28 protein-coding genes and 2 tRNA genes are annotated in these 24,754 nt (G+C 43.0%); 14 read left to right on the top strand and 16 right to left on the bottom strand.

Translation table 11 applies throughout. From position 1 onward, the window contains the following. Positions 1 to 32 precede the first annotated feature (32 nt). Positions 33 to 1,133, bottom strand: coding sequence for a cell division protein FtsZ (ftsZ, locus tag BP688_RS10465; RefSeq protein WP_290623405.1), 1,101 nt, complete (start codon positions 1,131 to 1,133; stop codon positions 33 to 35). Between the two features lie 126 nt (positions 1,134 to 1,259). Here ftsZ and BP688_RS10460 point away from each other — a divergent pair, with 126 nt between their 5' ends. After that, positions 1,260 to 2,228, top strand: a complete 969-nt coding sequence (locus BP688_RS10460; RefSeq protein ID WP_290597537.1) for an MBL fold metallo-hydrolase — start codon at positions 1,260 to 1,262, stop codon at positions 2,226 to 2,228. A gap of 8 nt (positions 2,229 to 2,236) precedes the next feature. Here the strand turns inward: BP688_RS10460 and BP688_RS10455 are convergent, their stop codons facing one another. From BP688_RS10455 to gyrB, 4 genes are all read right to left on the bottom strand, one after another. Beyond that, positions 2,237 to 2,863: a metallophosphoesterase gene (locus tag BP688_RS10455; protein WP_290597536.1), complete on the bottom strand. Its 627-nt coding sequence runs from the start codon at positions 2,861 to 2,863 to the stop codon at positions 2,237 to 2,239. After that, complete coding sequence (locus BP688_RS10450) at positions 2,860 to 4,083, bottom strand: MBL fold metallo-hydrolase (RefSeq protein ID WP_290597535.1); 1,224 nt, start codon at positions 4,081 to 4,083, stop codon at positions 2,860 to 2,862. The genes BP688_RS10455 and BP688_RS10450 overlap by 4 nt, the downstream gene beginning before the upstream one ends. A gap of 68 nt (positions 4,084 to 4,151) precedes the next feature. Next, positions 4,152 to 4,913, bottom strand: a complete 762-nt coding sequence (locus BP688_RS10445) for a HesA/MoeB/ThiF family protein (RefSeq protein WP_290597534.1) — start codon at positions 4,911 to 4,913, stop codon at positions 4,152 to 4,154. Further along, positions 4,903 to 6,798, bottom strand: coding sequence for a DNA topoisomerase (ATP-hydrolyzing) subunit B (gene gyrB / locus BP688_RS10440; protein ID WP_290623403.1), 1,896 nt, complete (start codon positions 6,796 to 6,798; stop codon positions 4,903 to 4,905). Before gyrB ends, BP688_RS10445 begins: the two co-directional genes overlap by 11 nt. 788 nt (positions 6,799 to 7,586) lie before the next feature. On the opposite strand from gyrB, the gene BP688_RS10435 reads away from it, so the two are divergent. Then, positions 7,587 to 8,564 carry an alpha-hydroxy acid oxidase gene (locus tag BP688_RS10435; protein ID WP_290597532.1) on the top strand — a complete coding sequence of 326 codons (978 nt, stop codon included), beginning with the start codon at positions 7,587 to 7,589 and terminating at the stop codon, positions 8,562 to 8,564. On the opposite strand, the gene BP688_RS10430 is transcribed toward BP688_RS10435, so the two are convergent. Next, positions 8,528 to 8,743, bottom strand: a complete 216-nt coding sequence (locus BP688_RS10430) for a helix-turn-helix domain-containing protein (RefSeq protein WP_290597531.1) — start codon at positions 8,741 to 8,743, stop codon at positions 8,528 to 8,530. The genes BP688_RS10435 and BP688_RS10430 overlap by 37 nt on opposite strands. A gap of 401 nt (positions 8,744 to 9,144) precedes the next feature. Between BP688_RS10430 and BP688_RS10425 the strand changes: the two genes are divergently transcribed. Genes BP688_RS10425 through BP688_RS10415 form a run of 3 tightly spaced genes read left to right on the top strand, consistent with a single transcriptional unit; the run spans position 9,145 to position 11,553 of the window. Continuing rightward, positions 9,145 to 9,957: an RAD55 family ATPase gene (locus tag BP688_RS10425; protein WP_290624638.1), complete on the top strand. Its 813-nt coding sequence runs from the start codon at positions 9,145 to 9,147 to the stop codon at positions 9,955 to 9,957. Beyond that, complete coding sequence (locus BP688_RS10420; protein ID WP_290597529.1) at positions 9,954 to 10,298, top strand: hypothetical protein; 345 nt, start codon at positions 9,954 to 9,956, stop codon at positions 10,296 to 10,298. Before BP688_RS10425 ends, BP688_RS10420 begins: the two co-directional genes overlap by 4 nt. Then, positions 10,291 to 11,553 carry a hypothetical protein gene (locus tag BP688_RS10415; RefSeq protein WP_290597528.1) on the top strand — a complete coding sequence of 421 codons (1,263 nt, stop codon included), beginning with the start codon at positions 10,291 to 10,293 and terminating at the stop codon, positions 11,551 to 11,553. Before BP688_RS10420 ends, BP688_RS10415 begins: the two co-directional genes overlap by 8 nt. Here the strand turns inward: BP688_RS10415 and BP688_RS10410 are convergent. Beyond that, a complete protein-coding gene (locus BP688_RS10410) occupies positions 11,537 to 12,433 on the bottom strand; it encodes a UbiA family prenyltransferase (RefSeq protein ID WP_290597527.1) in 897 nt (298 codons plus the stop codon). The genes BP688_RS10415 and BP688_RS10410 overlap by 17 nt on opposite strands. Positions 12,434 to 12,712: 279 nt before the next feature. Here BP688_RS10410 and BP688_RS10405 point away from each other — a divergent pair, with 279 nt between their 5' ends. The 5 genes from BP688_RS10405 to BP688_RS10385 are packed head-to-tail and all read left to right on the top strand — an operon-like array spanning position 12,713 to position 15,874. After that, entirely contained in the window at positions 12,713 to 13,414 is a 702-nt protein-coding gene (locus BP688_RS10405) for a dihydroorotate dehydrogenase electron transfer subunit (RefSeq protein WP_290597526.1), read from the top strand. Between the two features lie 25 nt (positions 13,415 to 13,439). Then, the gene (locus BP688_RS10400; RefSeq protein ID WP_290623401.1) at positions 13,440 to 14,243 is read left to right on the top strand and encodes a translation initiation factor IF-2 subunit alpha; all 804 of its coding nucleotides are present in this window, start codon (positions 13,440 to 13,442) and stop codon (positions 14,241 to 14,243) included. After that, positions 14,240 to 14,440, top strand: coding sequence for an RNA-protein complex protein Nop10 (locus tag BP688_RS10395; RefSeq protein ID WP_290623399.1), 201 nt, complete (start codon positions 14,240 to 14,242; stop codon positions 14,438 to 14,440). The genes BP688_RS10400 and BP688_RS10395 overlap by 4 nt, the downstream gene beginning before the upstream one ends. Further along, positions 14,424 to 15,203, top strand: coding sequence for a proteasome assembly chaperone family protein (locus BP688_RS10390; protein ID WP_290597523.1), 780 nt, complete (start codon positions 14,424 to 14,426; stop codon positions 15,201 to 15,203). Before BP688_RS10395 ends, BP688_RS10390 begins: the two co-directional genes overlap by 17 nt. Continuing rightward, positions 15,200 to 15,874, top strand: a complete 675-nt coding sequence (locus BP688_RS10385; RefSeq protein WP_290597522.1) for a heparan-alpha-glucosaminide N-acetyltransferase — start codon at positions 15,200 to 15,202, stop codon at positions 15,872 to 15,874. The genes BP688_RS10390 and BP688_RS10385 overlap by 4 nt, the downstream gene beginning before the upstream one ends. Here BP688_RS10385 and BP688_RS10380 read toward each other — a convergent pair. Beyond that, positions 15,843 to 16,817 (bottom strand): M20/M25/M40 family metallo-hydrolase, encoded by a 975-nt coding sequence (locus tag BP688_RS10380; protein ID WP_290597521.1) that lies wholly within the window; start codon positions 16,815 to 16,817, stop codon positions 15,843 to 15,845. The two genes, BP688_RS10385 and BP688_RS10380, sit on opposite strands and share 32 nt — an antisense overlap. Positions 16,818 to 16,856: 39 nt before the next feature. Between BP688_RS10380 and BP688_RS10375 the strand changes: the two genes are divergently transcribed. Beyond that, entirely contained in the window at positions 16,857 to 17,315 is a 459-nt protein-coding gene (locus tag BP688_RS10375) for a GNAT family N-acetyltransferase (protein WP_290597520.1), read from the top strand. Here the strand turns inward: BP688_RS10375 and BP688_RS10370 are convergent. From BP688_RS10370 to BP688_RS10355, 4 genes are read right to left on the bottom strand one after another with little or no spacing between them, the layout of a single operon-like run. Then, positions 17,302 to 18,141, bottom strand: coding sequence for a shikimate kinase (locus BP688_RS10370; protein ID WP_290597519.1), 840 nt, complete (start codon positions 18,139 to 18,141; stop codon positions 17,302 to 17,304). The two genes, BP688_RS10375 and BP688_RS10370, sit on opposite strands and share 14 nt — an antisense overlap. Further along, positions 18,138 to 18,596 (bottom strand): KEOPS complex subunit Cgi121, encoded by a 459-nt coding sequence (cgi121, locus tag BP688_RS10365; RefSeq protein ID WP_290597518.1) that lies wholly within the window; start codon positions 18,594 to 18,596, stop codon positions 18,138 to 18,140. The genes BP688_RS10370 and cgi121 overlap by 4 nt, the downstream gene beginning before the upstream one ends. After that, the gene (locus BP688_RS10360; RefSeq protein WP_290597517.1) at positions 18,593 to 19,297 is read right to left on the bottom strand and encodes an RAD55 family ATPase; all 705 of its coding nucleotides are present in this window, start codon (positions 19,295 to 19,297) and stop codon (positions 18,593 to 18,595) included. Before BP688_RS10360 ends, cgi121 begins: the two co-directional genes overlap by 4 nt. Positions 19,298 to 19,335: 38 nt before the next feature. Next, positions 19,336 to 21,432 carry a minichromosome maintenance protein MCM gene (locus BP688_RS10355; RefSeq protein ID WP_290597516.1) on the bottom strand — a complete coding sequence of 699 codons (2,097 nt, stop codon included), beginning with the start codon at positions 21,430 to 21,432 and terminating at the stop codon, positions 19,336 to 19,338. 50 nt (positions 21,433 to 21,482) lie between these two features. Between BP688_RS10355 and BP688_RS10350 the strand changes: the two genes are divergently transcribed. Both BP688_RS10350 and BP688_RS10345 read left to right on the top strand, forming a co-directional pair. Then, a complete protein-coding gene (locus BP688_RS10350; protein ID WP_290597515.1) occupies positions 21,483 to 22,409 on the top strand; it encodes a thioredoxin family protein in 927 nt (308 codons plus the stop codon). Continuing rightward, a complete protein-coding gene (locus tag BP688_RS10345) occupies positions 22,402 to 22,962 on the top strand; it encodes an alpha/beta hydrolase (protein ID WP_290597514.1) in 561 nt (186 codons plus the stop codon). The genes BP688_RS10350 and BP688_RS10345 overlap by 8 nt, the downstream gene beginning before the upstream one ends. Here the strand turns inward: BP688_RS10345 and BP688_RS10340 are convergent. The 4 genes from BP688_RS10340 to BP688_RS10325 form a co-directional block, all read right to left on the bottom strand. Further along, positions 22,943 to 23,338, bottom strand: a complete 396-nt coding sequence (locus BP688_RS10340; RefSeq protein WP_290597513.1) for a hypothetical protein — start codon at positions 23,336 to 23,338, stop codon at positions 22,943 to 22,945. The genes BP688_RS10345 and BP688_RS10340 overlap by 20 nt on opposite strands. Before the next feature lie 31 nt (positions 23,339 to 23,369). After that, the gene (locus BP688_RS10335) at positions 23,370 to 23,987 is read right to left on the bottom strand and encodes a methyltransferase domain-containing protein (protein WP_290597512.1); all 618 of its coding nucleotides are present in this window, start codon (positions 23,985 to 23,987) and stop codon (positions 23,370 to 23,372) included. A 1-nt stretch (position 23,988) separates the two neighbouring features. Continuing rightward, on the bottom strand, positions 23,989 to 24,378 hold the full coding sequence (locus BP688_RS10330) for a 30S ribosomal protein S6e (RefSeq protein ID WP_290597511.1): 390 nt from the start codon (positions 24,376 to 24,378) through the stop codon (positions 23,989 to 23,991). Positions 24,379 to 24,503: 125 nt separating this feature from the next. Beyond that, a tRNA-Leu gene (locus BP688_RS10325) sits at positions 24,504 to 24,601 on the bottom strand. 79 nt (positions 24,602 to 24,680) lie between these two features. Between BP688_RS10325 and BP688_RS10320 the strand changes: the two genes are divergently transcribed. Beyond that, positions 24,681 to 24,753: transfer RNA gene (locus BP688_RS10320), tRNA-Val, on the top strand. Position 24,754: the final 1 nt, after the last annotated feature.

Here is a 24,754-nt window from a genome sequence, read left to right as displayed (position 1 = left end):
GCAACTTTTATCTTCGGCTGGTTTATTAAGCTTTACCGCACGAAGTCTATACCATACTTTCTTGTTACGGGATACCCCTTCCTACCCAGAATCTGCGGACTTTTCACACCCGTTACGATTATCAGAGTTCTCATAGTGTTCTCAAGCTCCGGATCAATCATCGCACCCCAGATTATCCTCGCATCTGGGTCAACTTTGCTGTAAATTTCTTCGATTACGCTCTCAGCTTCCTCAATTGTCATGTCAGGTCCGCCTGTAACATTAACTAGCGCTGCCTTAGCCCCAGAAACGTCCACATCCAGTAACGGGCTCTTCAAAGCTTTTCTGACTGATTCAGATGCCTTATCCTCACCACTTGCCTCTCCGAGACCAATCATTGCGACTCCACCCTTCTCCATAACCGTTCTGACATCGGCGAAGTCCAGATTTATAAGGGCTGGCTTTGTTATGAGCTCGGTTATACCCTTAACTGCCCTCATCAGAATCTCATCCGCAACCTTGAAGGCAAGCTGCATCGGATAGTTCGGCACAACCTCAAGTAACCTGTCATTCGGGATTACGATTACAGTGTCTGCTACTTCTCTCAACCTCTCAAGGCCAGCTTCAGCGTTAGACCTTCTAACAGCACCTTCTGCCGAGAAGGGGAAGGTTACTACAGATATTGTCAGTGCACCAGCCTCCTGAGCAGCTTCGGCGATTACAGGAGCAGCCCCCGTTCCCGTTCCTCCTCCAAGTCCACAAGTTACGAAAACCATGTCCGAGCCTTCAACAAGCTTCTTGATCTCTTCCTCACTCTCCCTTGCAGCTTCCTCACCTACCTGAGGAAGGCTGCCTGCCCCCAATCCTCTCGTTCTCCTCTTTCCAATCAATATCCTCTTGTTTGCTTTGGTGTAGTATAGGTGTTGAACATCAGTGTTTATCGCAATGAGCTCGGCACCCTCTATTCCCTCCTCAAACATCCTCGATATCGTGTTGCAGCCACCACCACCAACACCGATTACTTTGATAACAGTCCTCAGCTCATGCAGTGTTTGCAGAATTTCATCTTCAACATCTTCAACTCCTCGCCCCTCTATTCTTTCCCTCTTCTCTCTCTCAGCTCTTGCAAGAGCTTCCTCCACAATAGATTTCATGAACATCCCCCATTACTTTTTCAATTATCCATGCAGATAGTATATAAATTCTTTGTTCTGCTCGCGCTTTCCGTCATTTCCATTGGAGCCATTACCCTTATAACTCCCCTTTAACAACATTGGTCAATGATTGAAAAGATAACTGATGGGATTTACAGAGTGGAGGTGCCCCTCCCTCGAAACCCTCTGAAATACACAAACTCCTATCTTGTTAGAGGAGACAAGGAATCGCTGATTGTGGATACAGGTATGAACAGGGAAGAATGTTACAAAGCTCTAAGTTCTGCATTGAAGAGGCTGGAAGTCTCAAACCCAATTATCTTTGTTACACATCTCCATGCCGATCATATAGGCCTTGTGGGTGAGCTTGGTGCCAGTGAAATCTGTTTCAGTAAAAAAGAGTCTGAGATCGTTCTCAAGATGTTTGACGACCCTTCGGAATACTGGAGGGCGATAGTTGAAAAATACATGGCCAATGGGTTCCCAGAAGAAGAGGCAAGGAAAATGCTGAAGCTCCATCCGGGGATAAGATACACCACAATGGATAGAATAGAGTTCACTGAAATGAAGGATGGTGATGAGATAGAAATAGGAGATTTCAGACTCAGATGCATTGAAACCCCCGGTCATTCTCCAGCTCACATGTGTCTCTATGATGAAGATAAAAAGCTCTTCTTCTCTGGAGATCACGTGCTGCTTGACATTACTCCAAATATTACATGGTGGCCTTTTCTTGAAAACTCCCTCAAAAGTTACCTCGAAAGCCTCGACAAGGTTCGCGATCTTGAAGTAAATCTGGTTCTACCCGGTCACAGGAGGCTTTGGAAAGATTTGAGAGCAAGAGTTGATGAAATAAAAAGACACCATGATGTAAGGTTAAAAGAAGCTTTTAATGCTTTAGACAGGCCTAAGACGGCATGGGAGGTTGCACCGAGCATAACGTGGGACCTTAAATACGAAAGATGGGAGGATGTCCACGTTGTCCAGAAATGGTTTGCAGTCGGAGAGACAGTTGCCCACCTCGAATACCTCCTGAAGCAGGGCGCTCTTCAAAAGGAGATTGGCGATGATGGCAAGGTTAGATATTTCAGGTGATGCAAAGCTTAAATCTTCCGCAGCTCAACTTCCATCTTTTCAGTATCAAAAAGAGCGTATCTTCCCCACATAACCGGTCCCGGATTAACTGTGAGTGTGATTTTATCATCCACGCCGTGGGCCTCATGGATATGGCCGCAAAGCATTGCATCGAAGGATTTTACATGTTCCCGAATTGCGTTACAACCCGCATGAGCGCCTGAGTATGTTTTATCCAGTATTCCCTTCGGTGGACAGTGTGTGAGCAGTATGTTTTTCCCCTCATCTTCGAGCTTCAGCTCGGCAATCATTTCCCTGATTTCTCCATCGGTATACTCCGATGGTGTGTTGAAGGGCGTAATTCCTGAGCCACCAATGCCATGAATTGTAAAATCATCCAGTCTCAAACTTCTGCGGTGGATGAATCTAATAGCATCGTATTGGTGTTCAAGCACCTTCTCGTGATCGCAGTTGCCGTGAACAGCAAAACATTCATCAGTGTGCTGGGCTAAGATACTGTCAGCCTTAAACACATCTGCCGGGCGAAAGTGCGTGATGTCCCCCGCAACAACAATCGCATCAAAATCCTCCCTGGTTAGAATTTCTTTGAGATTTTCAAAGCTTGAGTGGATATCAGAGAGGAGGAGCAACCTCATATCACGAAAATATCTCCATTCTTAGGAGCGTAAGCTTCAACACCCAGATTCTCTCTTATCCACTCCGCAAAAGCCTCGGTCTCTTCTCCGTGTATTGTGAAGACAACATCCGCCCCCTTCTTCACAACCCTCTTCACATATTCCTTTAGCTGCCTGTCATCTGCGTGAGCTGAGAAGTCATACTGCTCGACGCCCATCTTCAGCTTCACAGTCCTTGTTCCCAGATTGAGCATTCCATGCTTCAGAGCCATATCTCCGTTTGTACCTTCAACCTGATAACCCGTCAGAATTATCTTGGACTTCTCATCATTGTAAAGCTTAGATATGTAAAACAAAGCTGGCCCTCCATTCAGCATTCCTGCAGTGGTAACCACCGCCGAAGGTTCTTCAAGCACCCTCTCCCTTTTCTTCCACTCCACGGGTGTAGCATTCCTGATTGCCCTCTTCAAAGCCTTTGGACTCTTTATGAAGTCGGGATATCTTGAGATAATTTTGGCCACTTCTTTACCAAGTCCATCAACATACGGGGAGATGCCGTAGTTTTCGAGAATCATCAGAACTTCTTGAGTCCTTCCAACGGCAAAGGCTGGAATTATCGCATGCCCACCCATATCGAGAGTATCAACAACACTCTCTGCAAAGGCTCTTTCAAGCTCCTTCCTCTCCGGATGTTCAGTGCCGAAGTACGTGCTCTCAACTATCAGAATGTCGGTGTGAGGGTAGTCCGTGTCCGCACCCTCAAGCAGCCTTGTCTCTTCGAGCTTTACGTCTCCGGAGTACAGGATGTTCACGTCTCCCCTCATGTGAATGCTCGCGCTGCCGGGGATATGTCCGGCATTGAAGAACTCTATTTCATAGTCCGCAATCTCCAATCCATCCTCATACTCCACCTCCCTCACATTGCTCTCAAATTGCCTTAACTCTCTTTTTGTGAATGGAGGCGGCTGCATGATGTTCATTGAGTCCTTTAAGAGAACCATGGAGAGATCGTGAGAGGGGGGAGTGAGAAGTACTTCAGGATCGTAGTACATCAGATTGGGAGCGACACCAACATGATCGAGGTGACCATGAGATATTACAACAGCCTTTGGCGATAAACCATCTAAAGGAAATTCCGGTGGGTCAGACGGCTTTACACCGTAATCAAGCACGATACCATCTACCATAACGGCAGATCTTCCCACTTCTCTGCATCCTCCGAGGAATTTAATTGTAGTCATACCTTTTTATTACCTTACCTTGGAATATATAAGTTTCGCCCATAAAATCCATTTTAAATTGAAATAATTTACTCATATCTTCTGATCTCACATCTACCACTATAATTTTCTTCAAATATTCCTCTGAGCCTCCCACTGCAAACAGGGCATTCAGGATTTCCAGAAATCTCGAAGCTGAAGAAGTCCATCGAGGCTAAATCGCCCCTCATTATTCTGCCCCTCATGACCTCTCCACTTCCCGTTATGAGTTTGATGACCTCTGCAGACTGAATGGATCCAAAAACTCCTGCCGTCGAGCCAACTATAGCCCTTCCAATTTCTGTCGGAGCTTTTGGCAAATAACAACGATAACATGGTTTACCTGTGAAAACTGATAACTCTCCCTCCCACCCATAAACCGCGGCATGAACAAAGGGCTTACCGAGAAGCATGCAGGCATCGTTGACAATGTAACGGGTTTTGAAATTATCAGGACAGCCAACCACAACATCGTAGGGTTTTATCAGATCAATTGCGTTCTTAGGATTGATTGAATAGGGATAGATATCAACCACAACATGCGGATTCAGCTTTTCCACAAATTTTGCTGCGGATTCAGCCTTATTCTCCTTCAAATTACCGGCATGTATGACTTGCCTTTGCAGATTTGACTCTTCAACGTAGTCCCCATCTACAATCCCTATCCTGCCAACCCCTGCAGCGGCCAAGTAGGCAATCACTGGACTGCCAAGACCACCGGCCCCAACGACAAGAACCTTGGCTTTCATCAGTTTCTCCTGCCCGAGAATACCAAAAACCTCTATCTGCCTTTTGTATCTTTCAAATGTCAAGATTCCTAACCTCCTTTGAATGAGCCATTATAAAGTTTCTCCTGCTCTCTACATCTTCACCCATAAGAACCCTGAAAAGCTCATCAGCCCTTTTTGCATCTTCAAGAGTAACCTGAATTAGTATCCTGTTCTCAGGGTTCATTGTAGTCTCCCACAACTGCTGTGGGTTCATCTCTCCGAGACCCTTATACCTCTGAACTTCACCTCCGCCAATCCTCTCAAGAACCCTTTTGAGTTCATCATCTGAGTATGCATAGTAGGTTTTTTTACCCTTCTTTATCAGATAAAGCGGGGGCTGGGCAATATGCAGATATCCACTCTCGATTAACGGCCTCATGTAGCGGTAAAAGAAGGTTAGCAAGAGTGTTCTTATGTGGGCACCGTCAACGTCTGCATCTGTCATTATTATAACTCTCCTGTATCTTGCCTTTGTAATGTCAAACTCCCTGCCCATACCTGCTCCGATAGCAGATATAATCGCCTTTATCTCCTCGTTTTTCAGAATCCTCGACATTCCGGCTTTCTCTACATTTATTATTTTACCCCTGATGGGAAGTATTGCCTGAAATCTTCTGTCTCTTGCCTGCTTTGCTGATCCACCAGCAGATTCACCCTCAACAATGAAAAGCTCCCTCTCCTCTGGATTTTTTGATGAACAGTCCGCCAGTTTTCCGGGGAGGGTTGCTGTCAGATCATTTCTTCTTTTTACAAGTTCTCTCGCCTTTCTTGCAGCTTCTCTTGCCCTTTTAGTTATTAGAAACTTATTTATCAGCTTTTCAGCTTGAACAGGATTTTCCTCAAGCCACCTAAGTATCCCAGTATAAACTGCGGACTCAACAACCGTTCTGACTTCAGTGTTCGTGAGTTTTGTCTTTGTCTGCCCCTCGAACTGCGGTTCCGGAACTTTAACGCTAATTACTGCCGTCAAGCCCTCTCTGACATCTGAACCGGAAACGGGCTCAAACCTTCTAATATTTTTCTTCCCATACTCATTTACAGCCCTTGTTAGACCTGCCCTGAATCCAATGACATGCGATCCGCCCTCTGCGGTGTTAATGTTGTTCGCAAAAGCCAGAACATTTTCAAATTCAGAATCTGTAAACTGAATAGCAACTTCAAGATTTATCCCATTTCTCGTATTTTCGATATGTATCGGTTCATGTAGTACATTCCTATTCTTATTCAGCGATTTAACCAAACCAACGATACCATCCTCAAAATGAAAAATCCTAACTTTTCTGATCCTCTCATCTTCAAGAATAATTTTTAGACCTCTATTCAGATAGGCGAGTTCTTTTAACCTCTGTGACACAATTTCGTATTTGAATTCGGTCGTCTCAAAAATTTCTTCATCGGGTTTAAACCTAACTATCGTCCCGTGAAAATCAGTTTCTCCAATAACTCTCAGATCAGTAACCGGTCTACCTCTCTCATATCTCTGAAAGTAAATTTTGCCGTCTCTCAACACCTTCACTTCAAGCCACTCTGACAGAGCGTTTACGACTGAAACACCAACACCGTGTAACCCACCTGAAACCCTGTAAACCTTTCTTGAGAACTTTCCACCAGCATGAAGCTTGGTCATAACAATTTCAAGTGCCGACTTACCCAATTCATGCATTTCTGTTGGGATACCTCGTCCGTTATCCTCAACACTAGCCGAGCCATCTTGGTGGAGACTCACTTTTATCGTATCACAGTAACCTGCGAGAGCCTCATCAATGCTGTTATCCACAACCTCCCACAACAGATGATGGAGTCCTCTAACCCCTGTGCCTCCGATATACATTCCCGGTCTCTTCCTCACCGCTTCAAGATCATCAAGAACTTCGATATCCTTAGCTGAGTACTTAAAACCGCTCTTTTCTTTCAATTCCTCTGACACATTTATACTACTACAATTCAGTTAATAAGTACTTTGATTTTATTATTATAGTCATGATTTTAACTTAATATTTTTGATTAATATTATTATTTAAGTCTTTTAAATTAAAGAATTGAATTTTTGTTAAGATTAGTAAACTTATTGAGAAGATATTAAAAAACTATAAATTTTTAACTTTAGCATTAAACTAATTGTTTTAAATATTGTTTATCTAAACATTCTAAAATATTCATTACAATAAACTTGTAACAAACTCCTACCGAAAATAGGGTTGCGTCAACAACCCCACCTATTTTTGCACTTACCCCCCCTTAAACGCACCAAAACCACAATATTCACATAAATTTTGTAACAACCGATATACCCAAATTGGCAATTTTAGGGACTCCTAAAAAAGTCTGTTACATTAATTTTGTAATAATTTCTTTGCAGAGATATATTAAAGTATACTCAATTAAATAGCCTAAGTTAGATATTCTAAGATAAAAAATAATTTCAAAAAAAATTTTAAACATTATCTTTTGATTTTAAAAATTAATTTTTTATTGAATTTTGAATAATAATAGATTGACATACCGTGGCATACTTTACCAGGAGGAGATTTTGTGGGGGGATAGGGTTTCAGGCATAAAAAGTGAGTTCAAGTTCTTCCCTTTGAGATGTGATTTTAACGCCATCTCTACGACATGAAGTTTTATACGCGCTGCTAAACTTTTTGGGAATCTGCCAAAAAAGTTAGTTATCGAGGTTCCCTAAAACCATAAATATTTCCAGCCCTCTGGATTTTTATGGTAAAAACAGTAGATGAGTTTATTGAAGAGGCGAAATCAAAGCTTGTAGAGAGAGGTATCAACCTGAGAATTCTTGAGGGCGGGACTGAGAGAGGTCTGAGTATTATTAGAAATAGAAGGATTCTTGACTCCATCGGGTTGAGAATACGCGCCATTCACGGGGTTGAACCATCTCTTGAAACCGACTTCTTAGGGCGAAGGATAAGTATGCCCGTCATGCCTGCTCCCCTTTCGGGTTTGGTAAAATCAGTTGACAGCAACTGTTTTAACAGAATAATCGAAGAGTCCTGGGCTTCTGGCGTGATTCCATGGATAGGATACCCGATACAGGATGAAATAGTGAGTTTTGAAAAAGAGTTTGTCTGGATTATTAAGCCCCTTGAAGACCGGAAAAAGATTGAATCAGAATTCGAAAAGGCTGAGAGGTCAAAAGCCATCGGTATTGGAATTGACATAGACTCGGCAGCTGGTGTTAAAGTCGGAGGATCAATTTTAAGCTACGGAGGGACGAGGTCCCTTTCCAAAAAAGAAATTGTTGATCTTGCCTCGACCACTAAACTCCCCTTTGTGGCAAAGGGTGTTTTGAGTGAAGTGGACTACTACACCTTATCAGATGTCTGCGATGTGATTGTAATTTCAAATCACGGAGGAAGAGTTCTGGATTCTGCCATCTCTCCTCTTGAAATCCTAAACAACATAGAAAAGATCATTACAACAGGTGTTGACTCTGGTTTCAGATACGGAGTTGACGTATTCAAAGCATTAGCGTTGGGAGCGGACTTTGTGCTCGTGGGAAGGCCTGTCGTTTACGCTCTTGCAATTGAAAATGGTATAAAGGAGCTTTTCGATATACTCAGACATGAGCTTTACAGGGTGATGACACTGACAGGATCAGATAGTGTAATCAAAATAAGAAGGAATTCCTTAGCTTTTCAGTTTTATCTACCGACGTCAGACCCATTAAACATGAAGTAGATTTTTCGACCGACCTTTTTTTTCTTAGCCAACTTCAGACTCGTTAGTAAATTCAAGTAGTAGCTCTCAGTGGACCTTTTTCTACCGGATACCTTGGCAACTTCATCTGCCGTAGCCTCACCCAGTTTTATCAGTATCAATGCTGTTTTTCTCAGATTTTCTGGAAGCTCAGATATCATCGTGCCAAAATAAGGCAAACAGTTTAAAAACTTTCCGCTCGATTACAGCTGAGGGGTTATTAAGTGGGAAAAAATTAGAATTAGATAGTAAAATAATTGGCAATTTGTGGTACATCACTTAGGTGTAAAAACACTTAATGAAAAGTATTGATATATACTAAAAAATAATTTTTACACATCTCTTCAATCCTATCACCTCTAAAAACATCTAAAAGAAATTTTTAAAAGGGTAAAGATGATGAGGTTCTTGAGCGAGCGGGATTGCCAGGTAATGCTATTTTCCTTCTTAATATCTTCAGTACTTGCTCTATTCGTTAGATTTTCCATATTAGTAACCTGTTATCGGGATGCAACGTTATTCGCGACATAACACTTATTTAGGAATATCAAAAACTATAATAATGGTGAGAGAGCATATGATTATCATGGGCAGACTGCGCACAGGTATCTTTGGCTTGGATGAGCTTATGTACGGTGGATTCGTCAAAAATACTGTGAATGCAGTAGTAGGCACAACAGGTTGTGGAAAAACAATATTTTGCATCCAGTATTTGACTGAGGGTCTTGAAAATGAAGAAAATTGTATATACATCTCAAGCGACCTTGATGAAAATGAGTTTCTCAGGATATCCTCATCAATGGGATGGGATTTGGAGGAATATATCAAATCAAGACAGCTAAAAGTAGGCCAATTTCAGATAAAAGATACCTCCTTTCTCGACAGCGATTTGACCAAGTTTATCAAAGGCAATGATCTCCGAATAGCAATTGATGCATTCTCCCCTCTTGTCGCAAGTGCAGATTACCAGTCTCGGTCAGAGGTCAGTTTTTTCTTTAAGATGCTCAAAGAAAGTGGAACTGTTGTCGTAACATTGGAAGAACCCTTCATCGGAGAACCCTCAGCTCTTACAAACATGTCTCTGTTTCTCGCAGATTCAGTTATTCAGTTAAAGAACATTGGTGCTGGAGAAACATACAGCCGAACACTCAGAGTTGTCAAGCACAGAATGTCGAAACATGCTGATGGTGTGTATCCCTTCAGGATTGTGGAGGGAGCAGGTATCATTATCGAAGACAAAAGGTGTGATGGATTCGAACCCAATCTCGATAACCTGAACATCTCAGAAGAGGCAAAAGAGGAGCTAAGGAGGCTCGCAAATAAGGGATACATTACTGAGGAAGATATAGAAAAAATTAGAAGGAGGGTTAAATGAAAGAGGTAATTGAGGAGCTCCTTAGACCAATCATCTTAGACGAGAACATACCCTTCGTTGGAATTTACAGGGTAGATGGTGTACCAATTTACATCCACTTCAAGGATAGGCAGGTGCTATCTCTCGTTGACTGGCTCGAAAGTCAAGTTAAGGTCCTTATAAACTACATAGCGTCAGGTTATTTTAAAGATGCAGAGTTTAGAATGGCTGGCTCGCACTTGCTTCTATCCCCCATATCTAAAACACTTGTTCTGGCCATATTGGCTGCAGAGGATGCCTCAATATACAAGCTCAGAATAGACATAGAGTCAATAAAGAGTGAGTTCGAGAAGCATGTTTAGTTTCCTCTACACACCCTATCCAAAGACCAAAGATGCTATACAAGACCTGAAGGTTAAGCTGGAGGAGGTGGAGTTTAAACCAACCCTTACTGTATTCTTTTTAACGGAGGAACTGATTAATGATTCTGAAAAATTCGCAAGTCTGGTTGATTGCGAATCAGTCTGTATGCCCATTGAAGGTTACATAACTCCCGAATCAATATGGACTCGTGGCTGCTTGGTTTTACTGACAGATGCAGAATATGAACTTCAGGTTTTCAAAGGGACTCCAGATGAAGTCGTTGATAAAATGAGAAGAGCCAAGAAGGGGAGGTTCAATATTTTGATCTATCCTCTTCTCTACCCGAAGAGTAGATTGCAGGCTTTAAAAATACTTATCAGACTCAGGAGACTTTATGGAAAATACAAGTCTGATCCAGAATACGTGCTGGAAAGAGCATCCGAAATTTACCAAAATGAGTTGATTTATCCGATAAACAAGATGCTTCGACCCTTCAGGGATGCAGGTGTCGATGCCGTCTCATTCAACATCTTCCCTTTGCGTATGAAGTACGGACATCCGATCATAGCTGTAAATGGAAAAAAGGTGGGAAGAGGAGTCGTTGTTCTCAGCTTTAGAGAAAGGATACCGAGCGACTATACAGACACTTTGCCAGAGAGAGGCAGGAATTTGGAGGAGACGAAGGAGATTATAAAGCATGAGTTTATGATTGGCAAGGAAGTTAAAGTTGAGAAAAAAGGGATCGCATTAGGACATATAGATGGAATGAAGCTGAATGAGTTCTTAGAGGCTGAACGTATTGCTATAGCTAAAAGAGATTTATCTAATGACCTTCAAGATAAAAAATTTCTTTCTGCGAGTCCATATGCGTTATACTTCCTAAGCAAAGAAACTATGGGGGCTTCATCGTTAGGGTTGCTTGGCTATCCACTAGAGATATATCCCTCTCTGTTTGAATTAGATAGTTTTATGGATAATGCCATCTTCTTTGCCGAAACGATAAGAGGTGGCCTAAACATCCTCAAAAAATATTTTGTTGATAAAAATTTTAATTTCTATGCTATTGATCATAATATGTTCCTAATGTATGAAGAAAAAATTCACCAACTAAAGAGCTATATACCATCATACGCGATTTTTACGTCTTACCCTAATTACACATCTCACAATCTCAAAATTAAGCTAATGAGCGAAATTGAAAATAAAATTTACTTAAACCTTACAAGGACCACTTTATTTATAAACTGGATATAGCCCCAAGAGCCCCAAGCAATGAGAGAGTTACGATGTATGTAAGAGGATGTAGTCTCAGCACATTTATTATATCTTCTGATAAAGACCAATTAGTTTGACGTAGTGTTTTCACGACATACACAAGAATAATCAAGGTAGATGAAGAAAAAGCGCAAATTAAAGGAAATGTTCCAAAAAGGGACAATATCAAAATTAGAAAGATTCCAATAATATTTAAAAAAATTGAAAGTTTAAGCAGAAAAACAGGCTCATAGATTACTGCAAGAGTCCTATAACCAGAACTTAAATCCGCTGAAGCATCTTTTATATCCTTTAAAAACATACCTGACAAATAAAATATTGATAACACTAAAGAAAACGCAAAACCTTTCTCTGACAAAGGGGAAAAAAATGACCATAAAACAATAAAGAAAGAGGGAGAAACTATCAAATACGTCAGCAGTTCAGTAACATACCATTCTTTAAGTCTTTTTATCCGTTTTCCAACTAAAAATTTATCCGAATAAATCCATGTTAAAAAAGCACAAACAAGATAAACTGATAAAACAGCTAAATCTTTGGTGAATAATACAATCCACAAAGTCGAAAGTGTGTAAAATATTACCACTACACTGAAAACAGCTTTCTTGTTGTCTGCTATAAAAGCTGCACAACTTCTACCAGCTTTGATGTCATCTTCAAGGTCATTAAGATGATTCCACAAGTTAATAGAAGTAATAAATAAAAAACAAAAAACAAAAGAAATTATAAAATTCTCAACTCCAGAACCGGAAAGAGAAAATGCAACAAATGAAGCTAATGGTATTGGATAAGCAAATGTACTGGGAGTAGCACCTATTTTTAAAATTGATAAAAAGCGATAAATTAAATTAAAGGACATTATCAACCTACAAACAGCCTAATCCTCTTAAAGGTCTCCTCAACCTCCTTCCTGTCCTTCTTCTCTTCCATCGCCATCACCTCAATCAATAATCGTGACTATCTGATATTTAAATTTTACTACTATTATAGAGATTATATAATGATAATAATTGTGATTATAAGAGATAACTTTAAAAATAGAATGACAATATCTGTAAATCTTCCTTTAAACCCATTGTTTCTTCTGCTTCTTCTAAAAATGCAAACAAAACTTATTAACCTAAGTGGGAGTTTAACTGTGTACTTCACGAAATTGAAAAAGGTGGTGAGACACAATAAGAAGGTCTCGACGCTTTACTTCGACCTAAGAATAACTTCGTATCCCGGCCAGTTTGTTATGCTGTATCTGCCGGGCTACGAAGAGATTCCTCTCAGCCTCTCATCACCAAATTCGGTAACCGTTAAAGCTGTAGGTGAGACAACTCAGGCTTTGGTAAAGGCTCATGAGGGTCTCAGCATCGGTTTAAGAGGGGCGTTTGGCAACCCATTCAGCCCCTCCGACAAAGCATTAATCATCGCTGGTGGTATTGGAATTGCCCCGATGAAATACCTCTATGAATTTCTGAAAAAATGTGGAGCAGAGGTCAGGATGATCTACGGGGAGAAATCTAAGGAGGACTTGATTTGGCTCGATGAGTTTGAGGAGTTGGCAATTACAACTGAGGACGGCACTGCAGGGATCAAAGGCACAGTCCTTGAGGCTGTCAAGAAGGAGGATTTGAGCAAATACTCAAGAATTTATGCATGTGGAGGCGAGGGTATGCTGGAAGCTCTTTACATAGTTTTGAAAAAAGCTGGTGTTTTGCATAAAGCTGAGTTCTCACTTGAAAGGTATATGAGGTGCGGCATTGGTGTTTGTGGTTCGTGTGTTATTGAGAACGGGATGAGAGTTTGCACGGATGGTCCAGTTTTTCCTGCAACAGTTATAGGCAATCTTTAAATTCACAGAAGAAAAGGGGGATAGGATGAAAGAAAAGAGGCTGATAATAAAGAGAACTGGTTATCCTTCACGGGGTGAAATAGTTATTGGGACTGTAAAGAGGGTTCTCGACTTTGGAGCCTTCGTATCCCTTGACGAGTATGAGGGTAGAGAGGGAATGGTCCACATAAGCGAGGTCGCATCGGGGTGGATTAAAGATATCAGAGAGCATGTCAAGAAGGGGCAGAAAGTTATCTGCAAGGTTCTAGACATCAACCCGAAAAGGGGACATATTGATCTCTCAATAAAAGACGTAAACGAGAGGCAGAAGAGAGAGAAGCTTCAACAGTGGAAGAACGAGATGAAATCCTTTAAGTGGCTTGAAATTATTGGAGAGAAGCTCAATGTTGGATTCGATGAGCTTGAAAAAATTGGTAAAAAGCTTTTGAAGGAGTACGATTCCGTCTACTCTGCCTTTGAAGAAGCTGCATATGAGGGTTACGAAGTTCTTGCACCGATTGTAGGCGAGGAATTCGCAAAAGAGATGGCAGAGATTGCGAGAGAGAATATCAAACCGAAAAGAGTTAAGGTGAGGGGATACTTTGAACTAAAAAGCACAGCCTCAGATGGTATTGAGAGGATAAAGAAGGCGCTCCTTGAGGCGAAAAAGGCTGTGACAGATGGGGTTGAGATGAAGATAGAATACCTCGGCGCACCGAGATACAGAATTGTCGTTGAAGCCGACGATTACAAGATGGCTGAAAACGTGCTAAAAAAGGCCACAGACAGAGTGCTGAAGACGATTAAAAAGCTTGGTGGAGAAGGCAATTTCATAAGGGAGGCTGCATGAAAGTTTTAATGAGAAAATGCAGTAAATGTAGACGCTACACGCTTAAAGAATACTGTCCTGTTTGTAAATCAAAGACATATATGCCAATCCCACCCAGATTCTCAATCGAAGACCCCTACGGGAAATACAGAAGGAAGCTGAGAAAGGAGGTAGGATTTTTCAGTTTCAGGAGGTGGTTGGATGCTGAAAAAGGTTGATGTAAGATACCTAAAAGACCCGGAGGATGTAGGACTGGAGAATCCGATATTCATTGAAGGACTCCCGGGTATAGGACATGTTGGAAAGCTCGTGGCTGATCATCTTGTGAACGAGCTTAGGGCTGAGAAGGTGGTCGAAATATACTCTCATTACTTCCCCCCACAGGTAATGGTTCAGGAGGATGGGACGGTCAGGATGCCAGTGAATGAAGTTTATGCTTGGAAGTCGAATGGAGACAGCAGTGATCTACTTATTCTCGTCGGAGATTTTCAGAGCATAAGCAATGAGGGTCACTTTGAACTCGTTAACGCTTACATTGACATCGCAAAGAGATTTGGAGCAAGGAGAATTTACACGCTGGGTGGATACGGAATTGGAAAGCTTGTTGAGGAGCCATATGTTATCGGTGCTGCAAACTCTCAAGATGTTGTTGAAGAGCTTAAAAGCTTTGGGATAAAGTTTGAGCCCGGTGAGCCGGGTGGTGGTATAATAGGAGCTTCAGGACTTCTACTTGGAGTTTCAAAGCTTGAGGGTATAGATGCTGCGTGTTTGATGGGTGTGACTTCGGGCTATATGGTTGATCCAAAGAGTGCGAAGGTCGTTCTTGATGTGCTCTCCAAGATGCTAAACCTTGAGGTATCTGTTGAAGCTCTGGAGGAGAGAGCAAAGGAGATGGAGAAAATCATTGCTCAGATAAAGGAGATGCAAGAGATGGCAGTGCAGCAGTGGAAGAGTGATGAGGACCTGAGATACTTCAGATGAGATACCCGGAAATTGACTTTGCGAGAGGGATAGCTGTAATACTTATGCTCATTTTCCACTCTTTTTTTGATGCCTACTACTTTGGCAAAATAGAGCTTTCAGGAGCCTTCTGGTATTACTTCCCGAGATTTATCGGGGGGATGTTCATCTTCATTTCTGGACTTACGATGGCTGTTGCCAGACCGAAGCCGAACAGGGTTTTGAGAAAGGCTTTCAAACTCTCAGCACTTGCCTTGTTAATCACCGCCGTTACATACTATTTTGTCCCAAATGAGTTTGTGGTCTTCAGAATCCTGCACTTCTTTGCCCTTTCGACGCTTCTCGGCTACATCTTTTTGAACTACACCAAACTGCACCTTCCCATAGGTATTGCCGCTTTTCTCCTTGGAGTTTACTTTCACTCAATAAACGTAAGTTCTGCCAACCTTGTCTGGATGGGATTGATGCCTTACGGTTTCAGGACACTTGATTACTACCCCCTGTTACCATGGTTTGGAATCTTCCTGTTTGGAATGCACTTTGGCAGCAAGTTTCGTGGGACTAAGCACAGTTTCTTCGAGAACCCGGTGGCAATTCTGGGAAAGAAATCCTTGGAGATTTACCTCATTCAGCATCCCGTAATTATACTGGTTCTCCAGCTCATTTATGGTGACATTTTCCAGCAGATTTGATTAAATCATTCAGGGCAAGCAAAACATCTCTGGCCTTCCTTATATCCTCAAGCTTAACTTTTTCCCTTTCTGTGTGGCAGCAGTGCAGCTCCCCTGGACCCCATACCACTGCGTCGAACCTGTCCTTGAGGTTGAGAGCATCGGTCCATGACCGCATCTCGGTGTGTACTGGCTCCATGCCTACCTTTTCCATGGCTTTTTCGAGAATTGTAACAACACCACCACTCTCAAACCCTTCGTGAGCATCAGACACCTCAAAATTTCCATAATCTCGCAAAAATTCAAGCTCCTTTATACAATCCTCAAGTTTTGTTCCCGGTTTAACGAGAACGTCGAATTTAATGTAACATCTGGACGGAATCACATACTCCTCACTGCCACCTTCTATCTTCAGTGGTGTGGCTCTAAACCTCCTTTTCATATCCACCATCATCTCGCATGCCCTTTCAATGGCATTTACACCCATCTCTGGCATTGAACCGTGGCACGCTTTTCCTAAAACCTCTACAATCAAATCAAAGCTTCCGTAGTGCTTTGAAGCTATCTTGAGATCGGTGGGCTCCATGACGATAGCCATTTCACCCTGCCTCCAGAACTCGGCAAACTCCTTTGAACCTTTTCCCCCTTCCTCCTCATCGCAGAAAAACGCAAGTGTAAAGTCCAAACCACTTTCTGCAGCTTCAAGTATCGCAGCAACACTCGCCTTCGCATCGCACACACCTGTGCCGTAAGCATAAACACCATCGGTGCTGAAGGGAGCTTTGACTGACACAGTATCGAGATGGGTTGCCACGATCATTCTCGATCTGGATCGGGTTGCGATAAAGTGATCACCTTCCAAAACATCATATCCAAGGTCCTCAAGATATGTTTTCACAAACTCTCTGAGTTTTTCCTCCTTCCCGCTTGGTGATTCTATTTCAGCGATCCTCTTGATCAGCATAATCGTAGGTCTTAAAAGTCGAATATAAAAAACTGTTTCGTGCAAATAAGGAAGGTTACAAAAGAGGACCTTGAAAGCTTCGTTGAAGTCTACACGAAATCTTACAAGGGTCTTGAGGAGTATGCATACACGAGAAGAAGGGAAATCAAAAATTATTTTAAGTGGCTGATGGCTCGCGATGGAGATGGTTTCATTGTGGCTGAAATTGATGACATAGCCGTGGGCTTTGTTGCATGCGATACCAACTGGATCAGCATTTTTGAGAGAAGAAGAGTTGGGGAAATTCACGAGCTTTTTGTCCTGCCGGAGTTCCGTGAACGGGGAATAGGTTCAACACTTCTCAAAAGGGCTATTGAGCATTCCCGAGAGAGAGGGCGAAACAAAGCTGAACTCTGGGCAGGAAGGACAAACTACAAGGCAAGAAAGTTTTACCAATCCCACGGATTCAGAGAGGCTGGAGAATGGGGAAAATGGGTGAGGATGGTTAGAACTTTATGAACAAACTCTTCGGAATTACGAAATCACTCACCGAATTTTCGATGACTTTCCTTATATAAACCTCTCCATATTCTTTCCAAACATCTGCAAGTGACTTCATCTCACTTTTACTGCCAAAGGCAACGAATGTGGGACCATTTCCAGAAAGCCCACAACATACACCGATATCCCATCCAGCCATCGCAATTTCCAAAGGATAACCAATCATTTCACAGTAGTATCTGGTATTCCTCTTCATCGCGCTGCAGTAATCCCCCTTTATAGCATCCTCCAGTGCTGGACGAAGTTTTGTGGAGTTTGCCCTTATCTCCTTCCAGTTCACTTTTCCGCGTTTGAAGTGCGGAATAAGTATTGCAGCACTTGAACTGATCCTATCCCAGCGGTAAAGTCTCATCTTGTAATTGTCCGATACAACAAAACCTCCAAGCAGTGATGCTGCCGCGTCATCAAAGGCACCAGTATAGCTTATCCCTGCTTCTAAGGATACCCTTGCATTTGTTTTTAAAATTTCGTATGCATCAATAATCTCCCCCTTCAGCTTTTTAACAGCCACAAGCAAAGCGTTGACAAAGGCACTGCTGCTCCCCAATCCACTTCCGCTCGGAATTTCACTCTCTACAACAACTTCACCGCTTATCCCCTCAGCCCTCAGAATTCTCTCAGCCACCACACTTTTCCTTTCAACTCCATTAACGACTACCTTTATCTCATCACCCTCACCCGGCTTTAGTTTAACGACAGTCTGCATATCTATGCCGAAGGCCGAACCTATGCCAGTTGCGAGGGCGTTCACAATAGTTCCGGCTGCGTAGGCAATTCCCTTCATTTGACCCCTTCTCCAAAAACTGAGAAGAGCGCTATTCTCTCCCTAAGGAGCAGAGGTAGTTTTTCAATGCCAGTGATTGTAATTTCCTCATCCGTTATCCCATAAAAGTCCATCACAGCCCTGAGATCATACTCAGGCCTGAACTCTGTCTCTGTAAATTCAACCTCCCTCATTCTATTTTCGTCAAGAATGACTGTAGCAACCCTATTCCTCCCTTCCGCAATTCCGAGCTTCAGAGCATCCTTTATCTGCCTTGTTGCTGCGCAGTAAAGCAGAATTTCTATGGGAAGTGACCTTGATATCCTTTTACCTTTGTCCCAGTTTTCAACAGCTTTTTTTGCTGCGTATTCGACAACATCAAGCGATACGACATATTTACTGCTTATAAACGTCGCATAGTCCACTTTAAAGCTGGAGATATCGTTAACCACAAGTTCTCCGAAGGTTACCCTCATAACACCCTCATAACAGACTCCATTTTTATGCCTTTATCGGTGAGATCATATCTCAAAATCGCCTTGGGAACGAGGATTCCTTTAAACTTGATAACCTTCAGCCTCCTCTGAACTTCGTTTTCGACTTCCCTCAACGTTAGCTCGATAACCCCATCCGAGTAATGCTTTATTGCAGTTTCCGTTCTCGAGTCGAACATTCCCTTCGTCATCAACATCATGAAAACAGACTGATTCTTTTTAGCGTATTTGGAGAAAACCTCTATAAGGGAGACCACATCCTCTATGGGATAGTTTGTTATGAAATACGTCATGTTGTTAATAACAACTCTCTCGAAATCCTCGTGGTAAAGAATTGTTTTCAGACCTCCAATCGGATCGTACATAGTCTTTTTAAGAAAGTCCTTTGCATCCTTTTCTGCCTTTGTGAGGGGTGATGAGAGGCTGAGAAGTGTTATGTTCTCCCATACTGCCTCATCAAGGTTGAAGTAGAGGTTTACATATTCTTTCACCTCTTCCTCAGTATCATCGGTTGCCAGATAAAAAACATTCTCTCCGTTCAAAGCACCTTCAACAGCAAAGTGATAGGATAATACATCTCCCCCAGCACCCGGTTCTTCGAGGACGAGCACAACGCTACCCGAAGGTATCCCGCCACCAAGCTGTGTGTCGAGGGGTAGTATGCCCGTCTTTAGAACTTTCATCCTTCAAAGTTTTGACCCTTTTTATTTATAACTCTAACTCACACCTTTGTAACTAACCTGTAGTGGCCGTGTCTTGGGGTGTAAACTTCGCCATGCTGCTTGAGTTTTGAGAGTATCTCTTTCGCTCTGCTCCTCTCTATACCCTCCCTCTCTGCTTCCGTCAAAATCTCCTCTTCCGGCACTCCCTTCTCGTAACTCGGTTCAAGATTCTCAATTATTTTCTTTATCACCATGATCCTGTCCCTCTGCCTCTTAGAAGTTCCGCTGTAGGCAAGATCAATGTCTATCTCTCCAGTCTCTGGGTCAAGCGCAATCTGCATCAGACTCTTTTCTATTATCTCTATAACCCTCTCAACATCCTCTACCTCTACCCTGTCACTCAATCTAACTCTTGCTGATGCCTCTGCAAGCCTGACTATGCTCTCAAGCTGTCTTGCGGTAATTGGAACCGGGGAGTTCTCCTTAACCCTCGACCTGAGCGATAGGTAGAAGTCCTCTATCCTCTTCTTTGCCTCATCCGTCAGAACGGGATAGACAGTTTTTCTTGCATAGGCGATATACTTCCTGAGCAGTTCGGGGTCTATTTCAGGCTCTATCCTGACAGCTTTAGCTCTTATAAATTCCTCGCTGTATTCTGCCGAGACGTTCCTAATTCTCTCCATCATCTCTCCAAGCTGATGAGACTGCAGGATGTGGTCAACAAGCCTCCTATCTCTCTCCTCATCCGGGTCGTCTGTCAGGACAAATATCAAATCGAATCTCGATAGCAGAGTGGGTGACATCTCGATTTGTTCGGCAATCGCAGTATACTTTTCAAACCTCCCATACTTTGGATTTGCAGCACCGAGAAGAGCACATCTCGCCCTGAGAATGGCGTTTATTCCTGCCTTAGCTATGCTGATTGTCTGCTGCTCAAGTGCCTCATGCAACGCCGATCTGTCTTCTTTCCGCATCTTGTCTATTTCATCAACCAGTGCAACTCCTTTATCAGCCAAAACCAGTGCCCCAGCTTCGAGTGTCCACCTACCATCAACCTCATCCCTCACTGCAGTTGCAGTAAGGCCGGCGGTCGTCGTCCCTTTTCCCGTAGTGTAGACACTTCTCGGGGCTATTCTGTGGACATATCTAAGCAACTGGGACTTCGCTACCCCCGGATCACCTACAAGCAGTATGTGTATATCCCCTCTGATCTCCGTCCCGTCTGGTAGCTTCTTCGGAACCCCGCCGAAAAGCTGAAGGGCGATTGCAAGCTTTACATCCTCGTGGCCGTAAATCGAAGGGGCTATTGATCTTACAATCTTACCGTAGATGTCATCACTCGTGGCAAGTTCCATTATCCTTTCTCTATCCCTCTCCGTAATCTCAAACTCCTCGTACTCCTGATGCAAAACTTCAACCGAGTTTCCTTCAAGATACAAATCCATGTGGGTGAGCTTTCTCTGCCCCAACCCCCTCGGCTTCGCCCTTACAATCCCGTTGATTACAACTCTATCACCCGGATTCACGCTACCAGCAAGATCGCCTTCCAAGATAACATCAATGGTCTGAGGTTGCTCTCCACCCCTCAGATTCTCTGGATACTCCTGAACCTTAAGCCTCTGACTATCAACAGATATGCTGCTGTCCGGGAGAAATACAAGACGTTTTGTGTGACATTTGCTGCACTCTAAGGGTTGTCTGAGCTGTGAATCTTCCTGCTGAACCATGTTGATGCTTCCGCAGTTCAGACAGGCAAAGGCTGCCTCAACAATTCTCGGTCTGACTTCTGTAACCTTTCTGATGATTCCCTCAACGGCAACGAACTTTCCGATGTGCTGAGCCCTCAAATCCCGGATAAGAACCTTTCTTGCAGTCGGCAGAGCATAAAAACGGGGTTTACAGCCCTCAAGCGAGACACCATAAATGTTGGTTACATTTGCCAGCCCCTTTTCAGCATGCTGCAAAACCTCGTCAGGATTCTCGATCAACTCTTCACCAAGCTTACCCTCCTGAAATATCGTTAAATCCTTAACGAAGTTAATATAAACCGATCTACCGTCACCACCAGACTTTATCCTGTAGGCGAGCTTGTTGATTTCCTCCTTGTAGTATCTCTCAAAGAATTCCGTCCACAGTGCGGGACTGCTTACACCCATCAAAAATGATTCCTGCAAAAATCCTTAAAACTTGTGCTTGAAGTGTTCACATGTTACCTTTGAATCTTGTAAAGGAAATTCTTAGGAATGTTAAAAAGGAGGTTATTCTAACAGTTTTCGAAAGCAAAGAGATGTATGAATTTGCGAGGAAGCTGTCGGAGTTTAATGAGTTTATTAAATGCGAATTTCTGGATTATCCAGAACCAAAGCTAAGGCTACCTGCAATAAAACTGGATAAGTCAAAAATATTCTTTCACGCCGTTCCTCGACATTCAGAGCTTCAGTCTTTCCTCTTCGCCCTGAAAGTTGTCGCTGAAAAAAGTCTGAGATGTGAGAATGAGGAGGATGCTGATGTAACGATAGTAACATTCGTCTCCCAGTTCTGCCCAAATTGCCAAGCAACGGTGAATGCCATCAATAAAATGACCCAAAGTTACTGTATCGAACACCACGTGGTTGATGCTGAACTGTTCTCCGAAATAGCCGAAAAGTTTGGAATAGTAAGCGTTCCAACAGCAATTATTGATGGTATGAAGTTTACTGGAGCGATGAGTGTGCAGGAGGTAGAAAAGTGGATCAAAGCAGCCATAAATGAGGACTACTATGAGTATCTGGCAGAAAAGCTGATGAACGGAGAGATTGAGGAAGTGAAAAGGGTTGCAGAGGACAGGAATATTGGAGAAGAGCTTGGGAAACTTATGGCTCACAGGGAGTTCATGGTGAGGCTTGGTGCAATGGCTGCCCTTGAAGCCTTACATGAGATGAAGCCGGAAATTGCAGAAGAAGCAAGGAAGGTTATAACCGAACTGCTTAACCATGATGACGAGAGAATTAGAGAGGATGCAGCAATGATGCTCGGCATAATTGGAAGTGAGAAGGACATAAAAAATTTAAAAGAGTTGATAGAAGAAGGGGGGAGGATTGGCGACTCTGCCGAAGAGGCTATCAAGAACATAAGGAGGAAAAAGAATGGCTGAGATTATTATTGACTCAATAAATGCAACCTACAATGTGAGGGGAGAAAAAGTCGCGATGCTCTGCCCTCCCCATCCCCTCATGGGAGGGAGTAGATTCGATATCAGACTTGAAAAGATTGCATCAGAGTTGCTCAGAAATAACATCTCCGTGATGAGATTTGATTATCAACAGCCCTTCAGAAGTGGGATCGGGGAAGTGGAGGATGCGAAAAAGTGTCTTGGATATCTGAAGGAGAGACACGATTTTATTGCCATAGTAGGCTACTCGTTCGGAAGCGTTGTTGCTTCCAACATATCCGACTACTGTAATGTTGCTGTATACATCTCTCCGCTTCCATCCATAAACTCAATTACCTTTGAAGATTCCGATATTCCGAAGCTCTTCATAATCGCAACAAAGGATCAATTTGTTTCCCTTGATGAGAGTCTGAAGTTATACGAAGAAGCATCAAATCCAAAAGAACTGGTGAAAATTGACACGGATCACTTTTACTTTGGGAAGTTTGACGTGCTGGCAAAATCTGTTACGGAATTCATTCTACGAAACTCCTGAATCTCCCCTCGTTTATTTGCTCCTCGATTTTTCTTATGAATCTGTCATGCGTTCTTAAAACAGGTATTATAGTCATATCGCCCCTCAAGTCCTTGATCTTGTCGGTATAATCCGCAAAATCATCATTTCCAAAGTAAACTATCCAGCTTCTATATTCACCAACTGTCACGAAGGACGAGTAACCAATAAGTTCGACGACGACAAGCTTGCCGTCAATTATACCATGAACAGTATCATACTCGACGAAATAAACCCTCCCGTTCGAGTAATAAAGCCTCTCAGCTTCCATTGCCACGGCCTGTCTTGCAAACTCTTGCAGTGAGAATTCCTCTGGCTCGTCTAAGATTACTGGTCCAACGTAAAGAACTCTGTCCATGTAACTTAGCGGTCAAGACTGTTAAAAATCTTCACGGTACCCTGCCACTGATAATTACAACCAGCTTGCTCCAGAACCAGTATGGGCCAGTTTCAATATACCGGATATCTTCAAGCCCGGAATTCATGAACCAAGCGACGCATTGCTGGGTTGAAGGGAAAAGCATTATGCTCTCAGCAAATTTTCTTACGAGTAAGTTGCTGGGCTTTCTTGGTGCGAGAATAACAACTCTACCACCACTCTTAGTAACTCTTGCCATCTCCTCTATGCCCCTCTGAGGGTGAGGCCAGTACTCGATGCTACCTGCTGAGATTGCCGCATCAAAGGAGTTGTCTTTAAAGGGAAGGTTTTCTGCATCGCCGAGCACGAAGTTTGAGTTTCCGAACCTCATAACAGCCTTCATCATCTGCTCAGGTGTCAGATCAACTGCAACAACGTTCTCCTCTCCCACCCTTCTAACAATCTCAGTTGTCGTAAATCCCGTGCCACAACCAACTTCAAGGACAAAATCTCCATCGGCGAGTTCAGCCATATCAACAACCTTCTTCCTCATCTCGTCGGAGTAAAAAATCGGATTTACCCTGTCGTAAATTTTGGAAAAATACCTGTAAAAAATCCGGGCTCGTTTCTTATCCTCTAAAATTCCCATTTCACTCTTCTTTCTGCTTGAATATCTCTTCAAGAGGAACTTTACCGTGCTTTACAACTACTGTGTTCACCTGCAGAATGTCCTTGGATATTACTTTCCCTCTGACCCCCTTTCTTCTCCTCAATCCCTTCTCCTTCGGTCTGAATCCAACACCGCCAGACAGCAAAAGTCTCCTCCTACCAGAACCGGGTAGATCAGGTCTCATTGGAAATCCATCCCTATCTGTCCCGCCAGTAATCTTTAGCTCGTAGTCTGGTGGCAATTCAACAATCGTTCCACTGATAATATCTCCTATCTGCTTTCCAACAAGCCTGTTAGCGTTTGCACCCTCAATGACTTTCTGGTAAGCCCTTCCTGTCTTTGGATCTGAAATAACAACCCTGAACTCCATGCAGAACTTGCTTGAATGAAGGATTTATAAAACTATTGATTCTGCGAGCTTTTATCAGTATCATCCTGCTTCAACCAACGAGCTGCAAAATTATCTACTCTTATCGCTCCAAATTCAGTTATGCATGCGGGGGGCGGGATTCGAACCCGCGGACCCCTTCGGGACAGGGTATCTTAGTTGCCCTCTTAAGCCCTGCGCCTTTTCCTGGCTCGGCAACCCCCGCTTAGATAAAATTTCGTTCGCAGTGTTTTAATCTTTTGGTAGCGTTAAGCTTTAATAACCAAATCGTCTAATGCCAGTCAGGGCTCGTGGTCTAGGGGTTATGACGTCGCCCTTACAAGGCGGAGATCGCCGGTTCGAATCCGGCCGAGCCCAT

It is taken from the genome of Archaeoglobus sp. UBA230, from assembly GCA_002507545.1.
Classification (GTDB): Archaea; Halobacteriota; Archaeoglobi; order Archaeoglobales; family Archaeoglobaceae; genus Archaeoglobus.
The sequence above is the reverse complement of the archived record's forward strand: the minus strand, read 5'-3'. Positions and strand labels throughout refer to the sequence as shown.

Coding starts and splice junctions, on each gene's coding strand:
- ftsZ (WP_290623405.1), bottom strand. CDS start 1,133: ATGAAATCTATTGTGGAGGAAGCTCTTGCAAGAGCTGAGAGAGAGAAG.
- BP688_RS10460 (WP_290597537.1), top strand. CDS start 1,260: ATGATTGAAAAGATAACTGATGGGATTTACAGAGTGGAGGTGCCCCTC.
- BP688_RS10455 (WP_290597536.1), bottom strand. CDS start 2,863: ATGAGGTTGCTCCTCCTCTCTGATATCCACTCAAGCTTTGAAAATCTC.
- BP688_RS10450 (WP_290597535.1), bottom strand. CDS start 4,083: ATGACTACAATTAAATTCCTCGGAGGATGCAGAGAAGTGGGAAGATCT.
- BP688_RS10435 (WP_290597532.1), top strand. CDS start 7,587: ATGGTAAAAACAGTAGATGAGTTTATTGAAGAGGCGAAATCAAAGCTT.
- BP688_RS10430 (WP_290597531.1), bottom strand. CDS start 8,743: ATGATATCTGAGCTTCCAGAAAATCTGAGAAAAACAGCATTGATACTG.
- BP688_RS10425 (WP_290624638.1), top strand. CDS start 9,145: ATGGTGAGAGAGCATATGATTATCATGGGCAGACTGCGCACAGGTATC.
- BP688_RS10420 (WP_290597529.1), top strand. CDS start 9,954: ATGAAAGAGGTAATTGAGGAGCTCCTTAGACCAATCATCTTAGACGAG.
- BP688_RS10415 (WP_290597528.1), top strand. CDS start 10,291: ATGTTTAGTTTCCTCTACACACCCTATCCAAAGACCAAAGATGCTATA.
- BP688_RS10410 (WP_290597527.1), bottom strand. CDS start 12,433: ATGTCCTTTAATTTAATTTATCGCTTTTTATCAATTTTAAAAATAGGT.
- BP688_RS10400 (WP_290623401.1), top strand. CDS start 13,440: ATGAAAGAAAAGAGGCTGATAATAAAGAGAACTGGTTATCCTTCACGG.
- BP688_RS10395 (WP_290623399.1), top strand. CDS start 14,240: ATGAAAGTTTTAATGAGAAAATGCAGTAAATGTAGACGCTACACGCTT.
- BP688_RS10390 (WP_290597523.1), top strand. CDS start 14,424: ATGCTGAAAAAGGTTGATGTAAGATACCTAAAAGACCCGGAGGATGTA.
- BP688_RS10385 (WP_290597522.1), top strand. CDS start 15,200: ATGAGATACCCGGAAATTGACTTTGCGAGAGGGATAGCTGTAATACTT.
- BP688_RS10380 (WP_290597521.1), bottom strand. CDS start 16,817: ATGCTGATCAAGAGGATCGCTGAAATAGAATCACCAAGCGGGAAGGAG.
- BP688_RS10370 (WP_290597519.1), bottom strand. CDS start 18,141: ATGAAGGGAATTGCCTACGCAGCCGGAACTATTGTGAACGCCCTCGCA.
- cgi121 (WP_290597518.1), bottom strand. CDS start 18,596: ATGAGGGTAACCTTCGGAGAACTTGTGGTTAACGATATCTCCAGCTTT.
- BP688_RS10360 (WP_290597517.1), bottom strand. CDS start 19,297: ATGAAAGTTCTAAAGACGGGCATACTACCCCTCGACACACAGCTTGGT.
- BP688_RS10355 (WP_290597516.1), bottom strand. CDS start 21,432: ATGGGTGTAAGCAGTCCCGCACTGTGGACGGAATTCTTTGAGAGATAC.
- BP688_RS10350 (WP_290597515.1), top strand. CDS start 21,483: ATGTTACCTTTGAATCTTGTAAAGGAAATTCTTAGGAATGTTAAAAAG.
- BP688_RS10345 (WP_290597514.1), top strand. CDS start 22,402: ATGGCTGAGATTATTATTGACTCAATAAATGCAACCTACAATGTGAGG.
- BP688_RS10340 (WP_290597513.1), bottom strand. CDS start 23,338: ATGGACAGAGTTCTTTACGTTGGACCAGTAATCTTAGACGAGCCAGAG.
- BP688_RS10335 (WP_290597512.1), bottom strand. CDS start 23,987: ATGGGAATTTTAGAGGATAAGAAACGAGCCCGGATTTTTTACAGGTAT.
- BP688_RS10330 (WP_290597511.1), bottom strand. CDS start 24,378: ATGGAGTTCAGGGTTGTTATTTCAGATCCAAAGACAGGAAGGGCTTAC.